Annotated in this window: 15 protein-coding genes; 12 read left to right on the top strand and 3 right to left on the bottom strand. The window is 36.0% G+C overall.

All coding sequences use genetic code 11. From position 1 onward, the window contains the following. Positions 1 to 102 precede the first annotated feature (102 nt). The gene (locus tag GJU43_RS11370; RefSeq protein ID WP_154340876.1) at positions 103 to 849 is read left to right on the top strand and encodes a glycosyltransferase family 2 protein; all 747 of its coding nucleotides are present in this window, start codon (positions 103 to 105) and stop codon (positions 847 to 849) included. Between the two features lie 85 nt (positions 850 to 934). Here GJU43_RS11370 and GJU43_RS11375 read toward each other — a convergent pair whose 3' ends face one another. Next, positions 935 to 1,750, bottom strand: a complete 816-nt coding sequence (locus GJU43_RS11375) for a 2,3,4,5-tetrahydropyridine-2,6-dicarboxylate N-succinyltransferase (protein WP_127337175.1) — start codon at positions 1,748 to 1,750, stop codon at positions 935 to 937. A 287-nt stretch (positions 1,751 to 2,037) separates the two neighbouring features. Here GJU43_RS11375 and GJU43_RS11380 point away from each other — a divergent pair, with 287 nt between their 5' ends. The 3 genes from GJU43_RS11380 to GJU43_RS11390 all read left to right on the top strand — a co-directional run bounded on the left by GJU43_RS11380 (position 2,038) and on the right by GJU43_RS11390 (position 4,828). Beyond that, positions 2,038 to 2,658, top strand: a complete 621-nt coding sequence (locus GJU43_RS11380; protein WP_154340877.1) for a PAS domain-containing protein — start codon at positions 2,038 to 2,040, stop codon at positions 2,656 to 2,658. A gap of 131 nt (positions 2,659 to 2,789) precedes the next feature. Continuing rightward, positions 2,790 to 3,206 (top strand): Holliday junction resolvase RuvX, encoded by a 417-nt coding sequence (ruvX, locus tag GJU43_RS11385; protein ID WP_154340878.1) that lies wholly within the window; start codon positions 2,790 to 2,792, stop codon positions 3,204 to 3,206. A gap of 125 nt (positions 3,207 to 3,331) precedes the next feature. Beyond that, a complete protein-coding gene (locus tag GJU43_RS11390) occupies positions 3,332 to 4,828 on the top strand; it encodes a malate:quinone oxidoreductase (RefSeq protein WP_154340879.1) in 1,497 nt (498 codons plus the stop codon). Positions 4,829 to 4,869: 41 nt separating this feature from the next. Here the strand turns inward: GJU43_RS11390 and GJU43_RS11395 are convergent, their stop codons facing one another. Continuing rightward, positions 4,870 to 7,092 carry an FUSC family membrane protein gene (locus GJU43_RS11395; protein ID WP_154340880.1) on the bottom strand — a complete coding sequence of 741 codons (2,223 nt, stop codon included), beginning with the start codon at positions 7,090 to 7,092 and terminating at the stop codon, positions 4,870 to 4,872. Positions 7,093 to 7,290: 198 nt separating this feature from the next. Here GJU43_RS11395 and def point away from each other — a divergent pair, with 198 nt between their 5' ends. The 3 genes from def (at position 7,291) to mazG (ending at position 9,316) form a co-directional block, all read left to right on the top strand. Beyond that, positions 7,291 to 7,881, top strand: a complete 591-nt coding sequence (gene def, locus GJU43_RS11400; RefSeq protein ID WP_154340881.1) for a peptide deformylase — start codon at positions 7,291 to 7,293, stop codon at positions 7,879 to 7,881. A 61-nt stretch (positions 7,882 to 7,942) separates the two neighbouring features. Then, positions 7,943 to 8,443, top strand: a complete 501-nt coding sequence (locus tag GJU43_RS11405; RefSeq protein ID WP_154340882.1) for a DUF5606 domain-containing protein — start codon at positions 7,943 to 7,945, stop codon at positions 8,441 to 8,443. 102 nt (positions 8,444 to 8,545) lie between these two features. Then, entirely contained in the window at positions 8,546 to 9,316 is a 771-nt protein-coding gene (mazG, locus tag GJU43_RS11410; protein WP_154340883.1) for a nucleoside triphosphate pyrophosphohydrolase, read from the top strand. Here mazG and GJU43_RS11415 read toward each other — a convergent pair whose 3' ends face one another. Further along, on the bottom strand, positions 9,317 to 9,997 hold the full coding sequence (locus GJU43_RS11415; protein WP_154340884.1) for a Crp/Fnr family transcriptional regulator: 681 nt from the start codon (positions 9,995 to 9,997) through the stop codon (positions 9,317 to 9,319). It lies immediately after the preceding gene. A gap of 205 nt (positions 9,998 to 10,202) precedes the next feature. On the opposite strand from GJU43_RS11415, the gene GJU43_RS11420 reads away from it, so the two are divergent. From GJU43_RS11420 to GJU43_RS11440, 5 genes are all read left to right on the top strand, one after another. Beyond that, positions 10,203 to 12,587, top strand: coding sequence for a heavy metal translocating P-type ATPase metal-binding domain-containing protein (locus GJU43_RS11420; RefSeq protein WP_154340885.1), 2,385 nt, complete (start codon positions 10,203 to 10,205; stop codon positions 12,585 to 12,587). A gap of 118 nt (positions 12,588 to 12,705) precedes the next feature. Further along, entirely contained in the window at positions 12,706 to 12,897 is a 192-nt protein-coding gene (gene ccoS, locus GJU43_RS11425) for a cbb3-type cytochrome oxidase assembly protein CcoS (RefSeq protein WP_154340886.1), read from the top strand. 2 nt (positions 12,898 to 12,899) lie between these two features. Then, positions 12,900 to 15,089, top strand: a complete 2,190-nt coding sequence (ccoN, locus tag GJU43_RS11430; RefSeq protein ID WP_154340887.1) for a cytochrome-c oxidase, cbb3-type subunit I — start codon at positions 12,900 to 12,902, stop codon at positions 15,087 to 15,089. A 5-nt stretch (positions 15,090 to 15,094) separates the two neighbouring features. Beyond that, positions 15,095 to 15,271 (top strand): CcoQ/FixQ family Cbb3-type cytochrome c oxidase assembly chaperone, encoded by a 177-nt coding sequence (locus GJU43_RS11435; protein WP_127337187.1) that lies wholly within the window; start codon positions 15,095 to 15,097, stop codon positions 15,269 to 15,271. An 18-nt stretch (positions 15,272 to 15,289) separates the two neighbouring features. Continuing rightward, on the top strand, positions 15,290 to 16,225 hold the full coding sequence (locus tag GJU43_RS11440; protein WP_154340888.1) for a cbb3-type cytochrome c oxidase N-terminal domain-containing protein: 936 nt from the start codon (positions 15,290 to 15,292) through the stop codon (positions 16,223 to 16,225). The last annotated feature ends 4 nt before the right edge of the window (positions 16,226 to 16,229 follow it).

Consider the following 16,229-nt stretch of genomic DNA (forward strand, 5'->3'; position numbering starts at 1 on the left):
AAATTACAAACTATTTTATAAAGTGTGCAACCGTATCACGACAATAAGGCCAAACTAAATTAAAAAAGTTCTATTTTTGTAGCTCATAAATTAAAATTTACAATGAAGATTAGCGGTTTGGTTATTACTTTTAATGAAGAGAAAAACATTGGTAAATGCATTGATGCTTTGCAAAAAGTTTGCGATGAAGTGATTATCGTAGATTCGTTCAGTAAAGACCGCACGGTTGAGATTGCCAGGGAAAAAGGCGCTATAGTGGTACAACAATCTTTTTTGGGAGACGGACCACAGCGTACCCACGGGTTGCCTTATTGTAAAAATGACTGGATTCTAAATCTTGATGCCGATGAATTTCTGGATAAAGATGCCGAGGAATTCATACTGAAACAAAAACATTTAGAAGGCAATTATGATGCTTTCAGCTTTAGGGTTAAAAACTTCTTAGGAAATAAACTTATTGATTTTTCGGGTTGGTATCCGGACCATAAAGTTCGTTTTTTTAATAAACAAACCGCAAGGCCTTCAGATTCTATAGTGCATCAGAAAATCATAACGCAAAACGAGAAAAAAGTAGCGGTACATATTTTGCACTATGGCTGGGATTCTTTAGATCAGATTATTGCCAAGAAAAATCAATATTCAGGCTGGCATGCGCAACAATTGTTCGATCAGGGAAAAAGGATAAACGCCTTCAAACCGGTTCTTAACGGTACAGTAGCCTTTATTCGCTGTTACTTTTTTAAGAAAGGAATATTCAATGGCATCGACGGATTGTCCATTGCCATGATCCAGAGTTTCTTTTCGTATATGAAATATGCGAAGCTTCTGAAGCTCCAAAAAAAGCAATAAAAGCAAATAAATTCCAATAAAAAAAATCCAAATTCCAATTGATACTGATTGGAATTTGGATTTTTTTTATTGGAATTTTTAAAACCTATACCGCTACATCGTATTCACGAAGCGCATTGTTTAATGACGTTTTTAAATCAGTAGAAGGTTTGCGTGTACCAATAATTAATGCACAAGGAACCTGAAATTCTCCGGCAGCAAATTTCTTAGTATAACTTCCCGGAATTACAACAGAACGTGCCGGAACATACCCTTTCATTTCAACAGGCTCGTCACCCGTAACATCTATAATTTTAGTAGAGGCTGTAAGACACACATTGGCTCCAAGAACGGCTTCTTTACCAACGTGAACACCTTCAACAACAATACAACGGGAACCCACAAAAGCACCGTCTTCAATAATTACCGGAGCAGCCTGTAAAGGTTCTAAAACCCCGCCAATACCAACACCGCCACTTAAGTGAACATTTTTACCAATTTGTGCACAACTACCTACAGTAGCCCAGGTATCTACCATCGTTCCTTCATCAACATAAGCTCCGATGTTTACATAACTTGGCATTAAAATAACACCGCTTGAAATGTAAGCTCCGTAACGTGCCACGGCATTGGGTACTACACGAATTCCTTTTTCAGCGTAACCTCTTTTTAGTAACATTTTATCGTGATATTCGAAAATACCGGATTCCAACGTTTCCATTTTTTGAATTGGGAAATACATGACAACTGCTTTTTTTACCCATTCGTTTACCTGCCATCCTTCACCAACCGGCTCAGCAACACGTAATTTTCCTGCGTCTAATAATTCTATAACTTCTCTGATGGCATCAGTGGTAGTAGTTTCCTGTAATAAAGCTCTGTTTTCCCAAGCTTGTTCAATTATCGTCTGTAAAGAATTCATAAGTTTTAATTTTTTGCAAAGATATAGTATTTGGCTAAAAGCAAAAAAGTAAAACCATTTGAAAATGTTACAGACATAACATTTTGTTTTTAATTTGATAAATAAAAATTTCGGCAGCAAAAACAACAAGGACGTATATGTACTGTAAATATATTTTTGCTCCCATAATATGATAAAAGTCAGATTTTGAGTTTTTACTTCTCATTAGTTTTGCGCCATAATTAGGAAGTCTTACAATCGGAATTATCAAGTACCAGTCCAAAATAAACAAATTAATCTGCTAAGATATGAATCAGGAAAATCAGCTTCAGGGTCGAACCATTATTGATAAAGAAGTTTCGTGGGATAAAACCCAGGTTATTATGAGTAAAACAAATGCCTTTGGTATTATCGAATATGCAAACGAGGTCTTTATAGATGTTTGCGGATATGAAGATTACGAACTTATGGGACAGCCCCATAATATTATCAGGCATCCCGATATGCCGAAAGTAATCTTTAAGGTGCTTTGGGAAAATCTGAAGGCAGGTAAAAACTTTCATGCCATTGTAAAAAATCTGGCGAAATCAGGGAGATACTATTGGGTAATTACGGATTTTGAAATTGCCAAAGATGAAAATGGTGTGATCGTAAATTATTTCGGAAGAAGGCAGGCTGTTCCTCAGGAGGTGGTTGCCATGCATATTGAGCCCCTTTATAAAAAACTATTACAGATTGAAGCCGCAAGCGGAGTAGAATTTAGTGAAAAATACCTGATTGGTTTCTTAGAAGAAAAGAAAAGAACATATACTGAATATATCAAAGAATTGATCTTAGAGCATGAAAAAGCACAATCAAAATCTGCTCAACACCACGAAGTGGAAGAGGAAGACGAGAGAGGTTTTTTTGGTCGTTTGTTTGGTAGATAATCCCACTTTTTTTAGGTTTTAAATATTGGAAAATTCCGTTTTGAGAAATCAAAACGGATTTTTTTTGTAAAATGAAATATTTCTTTCCACGTTTGTACATTTTCCTTTCTATCTTTGATAAAAATTACAAAATGCCAAGAATCCTCTCCATAGATTACGGACAAAAGCGCACCGGAATTGCCGTTACCGATGAAATGCAGATTATAGCTTCGGGGTTGACAACAGTTCCGACAAACACTTTAATAGACTTTCTGAAAGACTATTTTGCTAAAGAAAAAGTGGAAGCCGTATTAATTGGCGAACCTAAGCAAATGAACGGACTTCCGTCGGAAAGCGCCTCGATAGTCAAAGGTTTTGTGACGCATTTCTCGAATATTTTTCCGGAGATGAAAGTCGTTCGTGTCGATGAAAGATTTACCTCAAAAATGGCATTTCAGACCATGATCGATAGTGGATTAAGTAAAAAGCAACGTCAGAATAAAGGACTGATTGATGAAATTTCGGCCACCATTATGCTTCAGGACTATCTCTCTTCTAAACGTTTTTAAGTATAATTCCCTTCAATTTTACTTTTTAGGAAAAAATTATAATTTTCTAACTTTTATCATGTAAAAATTAGTTTTTTTTTGCGTTTGAAAAAAGTACCTTTGCACTTTAAAAACAAATTACTGTTATGCCTGACAATACAATACGTTCCAATAGTGAAGTAGTGCTTATTGGAGCTGGAATTATGAGTGCAACTCTCGGATTAATTTTGAAAGAGTTACAACCCGATATTAAAATTGAAATTTACGAAAGATTAGATGTTGCAGCAGCCGAAAGCTCTGATGCCTGGAACAATGCAGGAACCGGACACTCTGCCTTTTGTGAATTAAATTACACTCCCGAAAAGGCTGACGGAAGTATTGATCCTAAAAAAGCAATCAGTATAGCAGAATCATTTGAAGTTTCCCGTCAGTTTTGGTCGTACTTAGTGCAGCAAAATAAAGTTCCGTCTCCGGAAAATTTCATTAAAAGCGTTCCCCACATGAGTTTTGTCTGGGGAGATAAAAACGTCGAATATCTTAAAACCCGTTTCGAAGCTTTACAAAGCAATCCAATTTTTGCTCAAATGGCTTTCAGTACAGATTTTGAACAATTAAAACAATGGATGCCCCTAGTGATGGAAGGCAGGGAAAATAACGAAAAATTAGCAGCCACGCATATGGCCATCGGTACCGATGTAAATTTCGGAGCACTGACCAGAAGCATGTTTAATTACCTGGAAAAACTGGATGGAGTGTCTTTATATTTTAACCACGAGGTTAAAAAATTAAATCAGCGCGAAGATAAATCATGGAGAATTAAAATTACCGATTTGTCTACAGGCCAAAAAAGAAAAGCCTATACCAAGTTCGTCTTTATCGGAGCAGGAGGTGGTTCACTGCCATTACTGGAAAAAGCAAATGTTCCGGAAGGAAATGGATACGGCGGTTTCCCGGTAAGCGGACAATGGTTAAAATGTACCAATCCGGAAGTAATTGCAAAACATCAGGCAAAAGTGTACGGAAAAGCAAGTGTTGGTGCACCTCCAATGTCTGTTCCTCACATCGATACCCGTGTAATTGATGGCGAAAAAGCACTTCTTTTCGGGCCTTTCGCAGGATTTTCGACACGTTTCCTGAAAAACGGATCGTATCTGGATTTGCCGTTATCCATAAAAGCAAATAATTTAATTCCGATGTTATCAGCGGGATACCACAATATACCCCTGACCAAATATTTAATTGAGCAGGTGCGTCAGTCTCCAAAAGACAGAATGAAAGCACTTCGTGAATATTTGCCGACTGCACGTTCTAAAGACTGGAAACTGGAAAGAGCCGGACAACGTGTCCAAGTGATCAAAAAAGACGAAAAAGAGGGCGGAATATTAGAATTTGGAACGGAAGTAATTAATACCCATGACGGAACTTTAGCAGTTTTGTTAGGAGCTTCTCCGGGAGCCTCAACGGCGGTTTCTATTATGATAGATTTAGTGAGCAGATGTTTTACAAATCAAATGAAAACACCGGAGTGGGAACAGAAAATGAAAAATATGGTTCCTTCTTACGGTAAAACACTTAACGACAATCCGGAGCTTTTAGCAGCAACCAGAAAACATACTGCCGAAGTTTTAAAACTAAATAATTAGATTCACATCTTTACTAATATAAATAAACAAATCCAGATGAATTAATCTGGATTTGTTGCTTTTAGTTCTTTCGTTATTTTTAGTATTTTTTCTGCCAGGTTACTCATCCAGATCAGTTGCTCAATAACCATCTGGGCTTCCTGCATCTTCGCCTGACGGGTTTCCTTATCCAGTTCATCATCTGTTGCCAGACGAGTGAAATTAACACGTTTCAGTTCTTCAAATTGCAGCGTGACATCTTCCTTATCAAAAAAAGTATCGGTTAAAATCGTTTCATTTTTCAAAACTGAAATCGAATGGTCTAAATTCAATAAGATCGTTTTTATAATATAATTAAAGGATTCCGACGCTGATGTGGTCTGATGCGACTGAATATAAGTCGATAAGGAAGCCAGGGCAGAAAGCAGCGAATGATTCAGTACCACCAGTTTATTGACCAGAGGAAGGGTTTTCTGTTTGGATTTCGGTTCTTGCATCATACGCTGAAAAGAGGTCATCAGATTGCCAATTTCCACAAAAGCATTCTTTCTCGATAATCGGTAAGAAGTAGGTGTTTCTCCTTTTTTATTATAAAAATCGGCAATTTCCTTTAGATAATTCCTATTGGCGCGAATCGAATTTTCAATATGTATCGGCGTATTTATAAACTCCCAGGCAGGCCATAAAAACTGGTTGGCAAGAAAAGCCAGAATGGCTCCTGTAAGCGAATCCAGTATTCTGAACTGAATCACTTCTACAATATCCGGAGTCAGGATTCCGTAAATAAAAACCACATACATCGTTACAAAAGTGGCACTTATTTTATAATTGATCTGTGTAAAAGAGATACCCAGCAGCATGCAGACAATGGAAAAGATACTCAGGGCAACATGGTTCTGAACCAGCGATACAATTCCAAATGCCAGTAAGCCACCTAATATAGTTCCGAAGATTCTGTTATAAGAACGTTCTTTTGTCAATCCGTATCCCGGTCGCATGATGACAACAATAGTTAGTAGAATCCAGTACACATTCTGAAAAGGCAGAAATTTTCCAATAAAAAAACCAATCAGAATAGTAATCGTCAATCGGAGGGAATGCCTGAAAATAGAAGATGAAAAACTCATGTTCTCCGTAAGTGTGCGCAACGGATAATATTGCGGAGTTAAAAATTTCTCCAGCTCTTTATCCTGATCCTTTAGTTTATAAGACTGCATGGCAAGCGAAAAGGCTCTTTGGATAATCTTAATTTTTCCGACTTGATTTTTGGCGTATTTCAGCATATTGGTCAACATCAGAACACCTTCTCCGGCTTCTTCTTTCCCTAATTTTTTTTCATAATCAAAAATGGCAAATTCAAGAGCATCGATTTCATTTTTCAGATCATTTTTGTCTACATAAGCAGCAATATGATGGACGTTTTTAGAAAGCTTTTTTAACGTTGAAGCCAGTTTATAAGCAACATTCTGATACGTTCGCAAAACTTCGGGATGTTTGTCAAATTTTTCAAGCAGTTTGTTATGATCAAATGACGTATATAAGGCCAGTTCCTGGATTTCGATCAAAGTAATAAAGACAAGCAGCATTTTTCGATTCTGGCTTGTGGCGGCAGAAGTATTCTGATTTCCAATTAATACCTTTCTCAGATCTTCATTGATTAAATTTAGCTCCACCTGAAGGGCCAGTTGTTTCTGCGTTATCTTTTCACGATTGGCTTCAGGATTCCATAAATCGCCTCTTAATTTTAAATATCTGGACGTTAACTTTATGCCGTCGGCAATCTGTAATTCAACATATTTATAAGGTTGTACAAAATGAAAAACAAGAGATACAATCAAATACAGGATACCGCCAATAAAAATAAAACCGGAATATTCGACAGCATCCATACCTTCATGTAAATGTCCAAAAGAGAGCGAAATAGAAAGCAGGGCAGAAAATGATACTAAAGTAGCACGCTGGCCGTAAACGGAAATCATACAGCATAAAAACAGCAATAATCCTAAAAAAGGATAAAACAACAGCGGAAAAGGATAGGCAAGATTGACCAGTAAATTAACTCCCGAAACAATAAGTGAAGCCACAATGAGACCTTTAATTTTATGCACCAAAGTGCTCGGAATATCACTGGGATATGTATAAAAAGCACCTAAAGCAATAGTGAAACCGATTTCAAAATGTCCCAGGAAATTTAAAATTAAAACCGGAACAACCGAAGCAATCGTTACTTTTGAAGCATTTAGAAAAGAGGTGCTGTTGGTGAATTTCGCGATACGATCAAACATATATGGAGGTTTACCAGCAAAGGTAAGAATTGTACGAATTATTTTGGCACAATTATAGATGAGTTTTTAATAAGCATGCAAAATTGAGATTAATATGTGGTTTACAATTATTCATTGACTATTTTTTACTATTTTTGCCAGCTGAATTATGAGAATAAAATTCAGTGTTTTCAGTAGATAATACATAAAATAATACAAATGATTTTACCAATTGTAGGATACGGTGATCCTGTTTTAAGAAAAGTAGGTGAGGCAATTACGCCAGATTATCCAAACTTAAAAGAGATATTAGCAAACATGTATGAAACCATGTACAACGCTTACGGTGTTGGTCTTGCTGCGCCACAGGTAGGGATGGCAATTCGTTTGTTCGTAATTGATACAAATCCTTTTAGTGATGATGAAGATTTATCAGCAGAAGAACAAGAAAAATTAAAAGGTTTCAAAAAAACTTTTATTAATGCTAAAATCGTAAAAGAAGAAGGCGAAGAGTGGAGTTTTAACGAAGGCTGTCTTAGTATTCCAGATGTTCGCGAAGATGTTTATAGAAAACCAACTGTTACAATTGAATATTGTGAAGAGGACTTCGTAATGAAAACAGAAGTTTTTGACGGTTTAATAGCAAGAGTTATTCAGCACGAATACGATCATATAGAAGGCGTTTTATTTACAGATAAAATATCTTCCTTAAAAAAGCGTTTGATTCAAAAGAAATTAAAAAATATTACCGAAGGCAAAACGTTTCAGGATTACAAAATGAAATTTGCAGCGGCTAAAAAAGGGAGATAATACTTTTGATAAAATAAGTCCTAAAAAATAAACGAAATTCTTAATACAAATTATAATAAACATGAATTTAGAAAAAATATTAGCTGTTTCCGGGAAACCAGGTTTATATGCTTTAAAAGTACAGACTCGTACAGGATTTGTAGCTGAATCATTAACAGATGGAAAAAAAATCACGGTAAGCTTAAAAAGCAATGTAAGCTTATTGTCTGAAATTTCAATTTATACCCAGGATGGTGAAAAACCACTGACTGAAGTAATGCAGCGTATTGCTGCTAAAGAAAATAAAGGTCAGGCAATTTCGCATAAAGAAGATAATGCAACTCTGGCTGCTTATTTTAAAGAAGTTTTACCTGATTATGATGAAGAAAGAGTATATCCGTCTGATATTAAAAAAGTATTAAACTGGTATAATACACTTCAGGCAAAAGGATTAGTGACGGATCTTGCCCCGGCTCCGGCTGAAGAGAAAGAAGAAGCTCCGGTTGCAGAAGAAAAGCCAAAAAAAGCTCCTGCAGCTAAAAAAGCTCCTGCAAAAAAAGCAGCCACTAAAAAAGAAGAATAGTAAATTGTACCTTCAAAATATAATAATCCTGTTAAGATGTTTTCTTAGCAGGATTTTTTACTTTTACAGCATTCGGTCATACCACCAAAAAATATTTCAAAAATGAGTAAAGAACTTCAACTTCAGGCTTTCGAAAGATTATTAATTATCATGGATGAACTCCGTGAGCAATGTCCGTGGGATAAAAAACAGACCTTGCAAACGCTGAGACATCTTACTATTGAAGAAACCTATGAATTAGGAGATGCCATTCTGGACAATGATCTGAATGAAGTTAAAAAAGAACTCGGGGATTTGTTATTGCATATCGTTTTTTATGCTAAAATAGGCAGCGAAACCAATGATTTTGATATTGCTGATGTCTGTAATGAAATTTGCGAAAAACTGATTCATCGTCATCCTCATATCTACAGTGATACAGTCGTGAAAGATGAAGAAGAAGTAAAGCAAAACTGGGAAAAACTGAAACTTAAAGAAGGAAAAAAATCTGTTTTGGAAGGAGTTCCGAGAAGTTTACCGGCTTTGGTAAAAGCGAGCAGAATTCAGGATAAAGTAAAAGGCGTAGGTTTTGACTGGGAAGAGCCACATCAGGTTTGGGATAAAGTACAGGAAGAATTACTGGAATTGCAGGAAGAAGTAAAAGCAGGTGATCAGGATAAGATTGAAGCTGAATTTGGAGATGTATTGTTCTCTATGATTAATTATGCCCGTTTTTTAAATGTAAATCCTGAGGATGCCTTAGAGCGCACCAATAAAAAGTTTATCAAACGTTTTCAATACCTGGAAAGCAAAGCCGGTGAACTGGGAAAACCCCTTATGGATATGACCTTAGCTGAAATGGATGTATTTTGGAACGAAGCAAAAAAACTATGATTATTCAGCTAGTTTCTTTAAGGCCTTTTCATTTTTAATAATAATCTTTTTGCCAACTAACTCAATTAGTTCCAGTTTATTGAAATCAGATAATAATCGGATGCAGCTTTCGGTAGCAGTACCAATCATTCCGGCTAATTCTTCTCTTGTAAGCTGAACCTTTAAAGTTTTGTCTGTATTCTCGCCAAAAGTGGCATGCAGGTACAATAAGGTTTCGGCCAGCCTTTGTTTTACAGTTTTTTGTGCCAGTGCAATTTTATCGTTTTCAGATTCTTTCAGGTCCTCACAGACCGTTTGCATCAGGTTCATTGAAAACTGATTATTGTTATTGAAAAAATTGATGATTTCTGCTTTTGGAATAAAACAAACTTCCATATCAGCAACGGCTTTTGCTGATAAATTGGCAGGTTCATTACTAATCATGGAACGCTGACCTAAAAGCTCTCCCGACTTAACAAGTTTTACAATCTGATCTTTTCCGTTGGCACTTAATTTAGAAAGTTTTCCAATACCGTCTTTGACGCAAAAGACACCATTGGTAATTTCGCCTTCTTCAAAAATAGCCTCCCCTTTTTTTATGCTGTACGTTGTTTTGCTGTTAGCCAGTTTAATAACTTCTTCTTTATTCAAAGCTTTCAGAGAGGTTAGCTGTCTTACGATACATTGATCACATTTGTTCATAGCATAAAAGTATTTATTGCAAAATTAACCATTATTCGCCTTCCAAGACCTAATTATTGCAGAAAATGCAGGAAAAAATTTATCGCTGAATTTTATCTTTTTTATTTTAGTAAATTTAAAATTATAATTTATTGGAGTATGATAAATGTCATATTTAAAATCTTTTGCAATTTATAAACTTTGCATAAGTTAAAAAAAACAAATTATGAGCGAGCAAGGTTGCTTTCATTGCGGGTTAATCATTGCCAAAAATGAAGAAATCAATTTTGATGAAAAAAAGTTTTGCTGTAAAGGCTGCAAAACAGTTTACGAAATTTTCAGCCTTCATGATTTAACCTCCTATTATGATTTTGAAAAATCACCCGGTGCTACTCCACAGGATATTCAGGGTAAATATGATTTTCTGGAAAATGAAACGATACTATCTAAAGTGTTGGAATTTCAGGAAGGAAATACTGCTATTGTTTCGTTAAATATCCCGCACATTCATTGTAGTTCCTGTATTTGGATTTTAGAAAACCTGAATAAAATTCAAACCGGAATAAGTATTTCTCAGGTTAATTTTCCGGAGAAGAGAGTCAGAATTACTTTTAACTCTGAGATTGTTTCCCTTAAGTCAATTGTTTATCTGTTAAGTTCTATAGGTTATGAACCTTATATTAGCCTGGAAAATTATGAGACAGGGAAAAATAATGTAGACCGAAGCCTTACCTACAGATTAGGAGTTGCATTTTTCTGTTTTGGAAATATCATGTTACTATCATTCCCGGAATATTTTGAAATTAAGGAGTTCTGGCTCGATAATTATAAACCATTCTTCAGGGCCTTGATTTTTATGTTGTCGCTGCCTAGTTTTTTATATTCCGCAAGTGGTTATTATGTTTCGGCTTACAAGAGCATAAAGGCCGGAATGCTCAATATTGATATTCCGATTGCCTTGGGAATTATTGTGATGTTTATCCGAAGTACTTTCGATATTGCCATGAATTATGGTCCCGGCTTTTTTGATAGTCTGACTGGTCTTGTTTTCTTTATGCTGCTAGGGAAAATGTTTCAAATTAAAACCTATAGTTTTTTAAGTTTTGAAAGAGATTTTAAATCGTATTTTCCTATTGCAGTTACACGTATTAATTCAAATGCGTCCGAAGAAAGTGTCCCGGTGTACGATATCATAAAAGGAGACAGGTTAATCATCAGAAATCAGGAATTAATTCCCGTTGATGGTATTTTAATGAGTGAAAAAGCCGAAATCGATTACAGTTTTGTGACAGGAGAAGCTGTTCCGATTACCAAAAAATCCGGCGATAAAGTTTTTGCCGGAGGAAAACAAATAGGTAAAGTGATCGAAATGGAAGTTTTACATTCTGTTTCACAAAGTTACCTGACACAATTATGGAGTAATGAGATTTTTCAAAAAAATGTGCAGCAGAAACATAAAACGATTACAGATGCTATTAGCCGTTATTTCACTCCCATATTATTACTAATCGCATTTGCCGGATTGGGATACTGGATTTTTATTGATGCCAATATCGCTTTTAATGTCTTTACTGCCGTACTTATTGTAGCCTGTCCCTGTGCGTTGGCATTGACAGCACCTTTTACCTTTGGGAATATCCTCAGGATTTTAGGAAAACAGAAATTATACCTGAAGAATGCTTTAGTTATTGAACAATTAGCAAAAGTAGATACTATAGTTTTTGATAAAACGGGAACCATTACCACCAATAAAAAAGCCAATATCACGTATGAAGGAAATGTAATTTCTACTGAAAATTATATCCTTGTAAAAAATGTACTTCGTGCCTCAAATCATCCCTTAAGCAGAATGTTATATGACTTTTTGCCTGAAACCGGAAAAATAAAAATAGATGATTTTCAGGAAATAACAGGAAAAGGAATTCAGGCTACTTTTGATGATAAAGCAATCCGTATTGGCTCTTCAGAATTTGTTGATGCACCGGTTTTTGAAACATCAGAAGCAGAAAAAACCTCATTACACATTCAGATAGATGGTGTTTATTACGGAAGGTTCATTTTTCAGAATCAATACAGGGAGGGCCTGGAAAAGCTCTTTTTATCTTTAAGTAAAAAGTATCAGATAAAAGTACTTTCAGGCGATAATGACGGGGAAAGAGCCAATCTGGAAGCCATACTTCCTGAAAATACAGAACTAATCTTCAACCAAAAACCGGAACAAAAACTGGAGTTTATCAGAAGCCTTCAGGAAAAAGGCTGTAATGTGATGATGGTAGGAGATGGACTGAATGATGCAGGAGCTTTAGCGCAAAGTAATGTCGGGATTTCTATCTCCGAAAATGTCAACGTTTTCTCGCCGGCCTGTGATGCCATCTTAGATGCGACCGAGTTTTCCCGATTAGACTATTTCTTAAAACTTTCGCATAAATCAATCCTTATCATCAAAATGAGTTTTGCCTTGTCTTTACTCTATAATATTGTTGGATTATCCTTTGCTGTAACAGGCAATCTTCTTCCTTTGGTAGCGGCTATTATCATGCCGTTAAGTACAATCACGATTGTTAGTTTTGTGACGGTAATGTCTAACTACTTCAGCAATAGTAATTTATAATAATTATTAGTAAAAGAAAAGGTTATTTTTGTTTAATTTAACATTTATTTTCTGTTATGATAATTATCATATTTTATCTGCCTGTAACCCAATAATTTTGTTAATATAAATTTAAGGTATGAGTGTCATTTATCTATTAATTACAGTAAGTATTTTCGTAGCAATCGGGTTCTTTATTGCTTTTATTATCGCTGTCAAATCCGGACAGTATGATGATGATTATACACCTTCGGTCAGAATGCTTTTTGACGACGAAACCAAAATTACTCCCAAAAAAAATAAATCAATAAACGAAGAAAAACAAATCTAATTATGGAAATGGAACAGTTTTATTATGACAACAAAATTGTAAAAAAATTCATTTACGCTACGATCCTTTTTGGAGTCGTCGGAATGCTGGTGGGGCTTACTTTAGCAGTTATGTATCTTTTTCCTAACATGACCGACGGGATTTCGTGGTTAAGTTATGGACGATTGAGACCTTTGCACACCAATGCAGTAATTTTTGCTTTTGTAGGGAATGCCTTTTTTGCAGGTTTGTACTATTCGCTTCAACGTTTGCTAAAAGCCAGAATGTTTAGCGATTTTCTAAGTAATCTTCATTTTTGGGGATGGCAGCTTATTATAGTCGCCGCTGCAGTTACGCTGCCTCTTGGATATACATCTTCTAAAGAATATGCTGAACTTGAATGGCCGATTGATATTGCAATCGCGCTGATCTGGGTGGTAATGGGGATTAATATGATTGGTACCATGTTGCGTCGACGCGAGCGCCATTTGTATGTAGCGATCTGGTTTTATCTTGCCACATTTGTTACCGTTGCTGTTTTGCATATCTTTAATAATATCGAATTGCCGGTTTCAGCCTTAAAAAGCTACTCTGTTTACGCCGGAGTTCAGGATGCTTTAGTACAGTGGTGGTACGGCCATAATGCTGTTGCTTTTTTCCTTACCACACCATTTTTAGGTCTGATGTATTATTTTGTTCCGAAGGTAGCCAACAGACCTGTTTATTCTTATCGCTTATCGATTATACATTTCTGGTCCTTAATTTTTATATACATCTGGGCAGGACCACATCACTTATTGTATTCTGCTTTGCCCAATTGGGCCCAGAATTTAGGAGTAGCATTTTCTGTAATGCTTATCGCGCCATCGTGGGGAGGTATGATTAATGGTCTTTTAACATTGAGAGGTGCCTGGGATAAAGTTCGTGAAGAACCGGTTTTAAAATTCTTTGTAGTAGCTATTACAGGATACGGAATGGCCACCTTTGAAGGACCAATGCTTTCTTTAAAAAATGTAAATGCTATTGCCCATTATACCGATTGGATTATTGCTCACGTACACGTTGGAGCATTAGCCTGGAACGGATTCATGTCATTCGGTATTATTTATTGGTTGGTTCCCAGAATGACCAAAAGTACATTGTTCTCGAATAAACTGGCCAATTTTCATTTCTGGATCGGAACTTTAGGAATTATCCTTTATGCCTTACCCATGTATGTAGCTGGTTTTCTTCAGGCATCCATGTGGAAACAATTTAATCCCGATGGTACTTTAACTTATGGAAATTTCCTTGAAACAGTAACTCAGATTATGCCAATGTACTGGATGAGAGCTATTGGTGGTACTTTGTATTTGGTTGGTATGCTTGTATTGGTTTATAATATCATAATGACAGTAAGAGCGGGTGAGCCGGTAGAAGATGAATTAGCTCAGGCTCCTGCTTTACAACGAATCAGCACTAACAGACTTAATGGAGAAAAATTCCATTCCTGGTTAGAAAGAAGACCAATTCAGTTAACCATTTTAGCAACAGTTGCTATTTTAATTGGAGGAATAATTCAGATTGTACCAACAATTATGGTCAAATCAAATATTCCGACCATTTCAAGTGTAAAACCGTATACACCATTAGAGCTCGAAGGACGTGATTTATACATCCGTGAAGGCTGCGTGGGCTGTCACTCACAATCAGTTCGTCCGTTTAGAAGCGAGGTAGAACGTTATGGCCCACAATCGAAAGCAGGTGAGTTTGTTTACGATCATCCATTCCTTTGGGGATCAAAACGTACAGGTCCCGATTTGTTAAGAGTTGGAGGAAAATATAATGATAACTGGCATTTTAATCACTTTTGGAATCCGCAAAGTATTTCAGCAGGTTCAATTATGCCGGGTTACAAATGGTTGTTTGATAATAAACCAATGGATATTTCATTAACTCAAAGAAAAATGAAAGCAATGGTTTCACTTGGAGTTCCTTATACAGATAATGAAGTAGCAAATGCGCAGCAGCTATTAAGAACTCAGGCAATCGCTATAGAGAAAAACTTGGAAAATGATCCTGATTTTGTAAAAAGTTATGAGGACAGTAAGAAAAAAGCAGCTGCTAAAGGCGAAAAATTTACCCCGATGAACGAAAGGGAGATTGTAGCGCTAATTGCCTATATACAAAGGCTTGGTACAGATATAAAAGTAAAAGAAACCGCTAAAAAATAAGGGTTATGTTCGAACAAATAAAACACAATATGGAGAATATCAAGGGTATAGAAATTTACCCGATTCTCTCCCTTCTGATATTCTTTTTCTTTTTCGTAGGCTTAGCCTTTTGGGTGTTCTCTTATAAAAAAGAAAAGATACAGGAAATGAGTGAAATTCCTTTAGATGAAGGATTAGTTTAATTTCAAAAGATAATAAAAATGAAAAAATATTTCCCGGTATATGTAAGAGTCCCTGTAATTTTCTTCATCGTCTTTGCTTTGATGGAATATTTTATAGACTCCGGTGACAGACCTGCATTTATAAAATATCCAATGGTTTCGGTCTTCTTATTTGTATTCCTGTTTATTCTGATTGCTATAGAAATTACATTAAGTGCCGTTAATCGCGTGATGTATCAATTGATGACACCAGAAGAAAAGGCAAAAGCAGCCTACGAAAATAGTTTGCCTTTTAAGGAAAGCGACTGGTATAAAAACCTGATGCAAAAACTTACGAGAACACAACCAATTGAAAGAGAAGGTGATTTATTAATGGATCATGATTATGATGGAATTAAAGAATTGGATAATAATTTGCCACCCTGGTGGGTCTATTTATTCTACATCTGTATTGTTTTTGGAGTGGTTTATGTGGCTCGTTATGAGGTCTTCGGAGGAGATGATCAGGAAACAGAACTCAAAAAAGAAATGGCGCAGGCAAAAATTGATGTTGAAGATTATTTAAAGACAGCTCCGGATTTAATGGATGAAAAAACGGTTGTTTTATTAACGGATGCACCAAGTTTAGGAGCGGGGAAAGAAATTTTTACTACCAATTGTGCCGCTTGTCACCGTGCCGATGCAGGTGGGCAAATTGGACCCAATCTGACAGATGATCACTGGATATTAGGTGGCGGAATTAAGAATTTATTCCATACTATAACCAATGGTGGGCGTGATGGAAAAGGAATGATTTCCTGGAAAGGAACTTTAAAACCTAAAGAAATTCAAAAAGTGGCAAGTTATATTTTGTCTCTGCAGGGAAGTAATCCGAAAGATCCGAAAGAACCTCAGGGTGAAATCTGGGTGGATAAAAATGCTTCAAAAAAAGATACAGCAGAAAACAAAAAGGTTGATAGTACCCAAGTTAAATAATAAA

This window comes from Flavobacterium sp. LC2016-23, assembly GCF_009674775.1.
Classification (GTDB): Bacteria; Bacteroidota; Bacteroidia; order Flavobacteriales; family Flavobacteriaceae; genus Flavobacterium.

Coding starts and splice junctions, on each gene's coding strand:
- GJU43_RS11395 (WP_154340880.1), bottom strand. CDS start 7,092: ATGTTTGATCGTATCGCGAAATTCACCAACAGCACCTCTTTTCTAAAT.
- GJU43_RS11405 (WP_154340882.1), top strand. CDS start 7,943: ATGAATTTAGAAAAAATATTAGCTGTTTCCGGGAAACCAGGTTTATAT.
- ccoS (WP_154340886.1), top strand. CDS start 12,706: ATGAGTGTCATTTATCTATTAATTACAGTAAGTATTTTCGTAGCAATC.
- mazG (WP_154340883.1), top strand. CDS start 8,546: ATGAGTAAAGAACTTCAACTTCAGGCTTTCGAAAGATTATTAATTATC.
- GJU43_RS11370 (WP_154340876.1), top strand. CDS start 103: ATGAAGATTAGCGGTTTGGTTATTACTTTTAATGAAGAGAAAAACATT.
- GJU43_RS11420 (WP_154340885.1), top strand. CDS start 10,203: ATGAGCGAGCAAGGTTGCTTTCATTGCGGGTTAATCATTGCCAAAAAT.
- ccoN (WP_154340887.1), top strand. CDS start 12,900: ATGGAAATGGAACAGTTTTATTATGACAACAAAATTGTAAAAAAATTC.
- GJU43_RS11390 (WP_154340879.1), top strand. CDS start 3,332: ATGCCTGACAATACAATACGTTCCAATAGTGAAGTAGTGCTTATTGGA.
- ruvX (WP_154340878.1), top strand. CDS start 2,790: ATGCCAAGAATCCTCTCCATAGATTACGGACAAAAGCGCACCGGAATT.
- GJU43_RS11435 (WP_127337187.1), top strand. CDS start 15,095: ATGTTCGAACAAATAAAACACAATATGGAGAATATCAAGGGTATAGAA.
- GJU43_RS11415 (WP_154340884.1), bottom strand. CDS start 9,997: ATGAACAAATGTGATCAATGTATCGTAAGACAGCTAACCTCTCTGAAA.
- GJU43_RS11380 (WP_154340877.1), top strand. CDS start 2,038: ATGAATCAGGAAAATCAGCTTCAGGGTCGAACCATTATTGATAAAGAA.
- GJU43_RS11375 (WP_127337175.1), bottom strand. CDS start 1,750: ATGAATTCTTTACAGACGATAATTGAACAAGCTTGGGAAAACAGAGCT.
- GJU43_RS11440 (WP_154340888.1), top strand. CDS start 15,290: ATGAAAAAATATTTCCCGGTATATGTAAGAGTCCCTGTAATTTTCTTC.
- def (WP_154340881.1), top strand. CDS start 7,291: ATGATTTTACCAATTGTAGGATACGGTGATCCTGTTTTAAGAAAAGTA.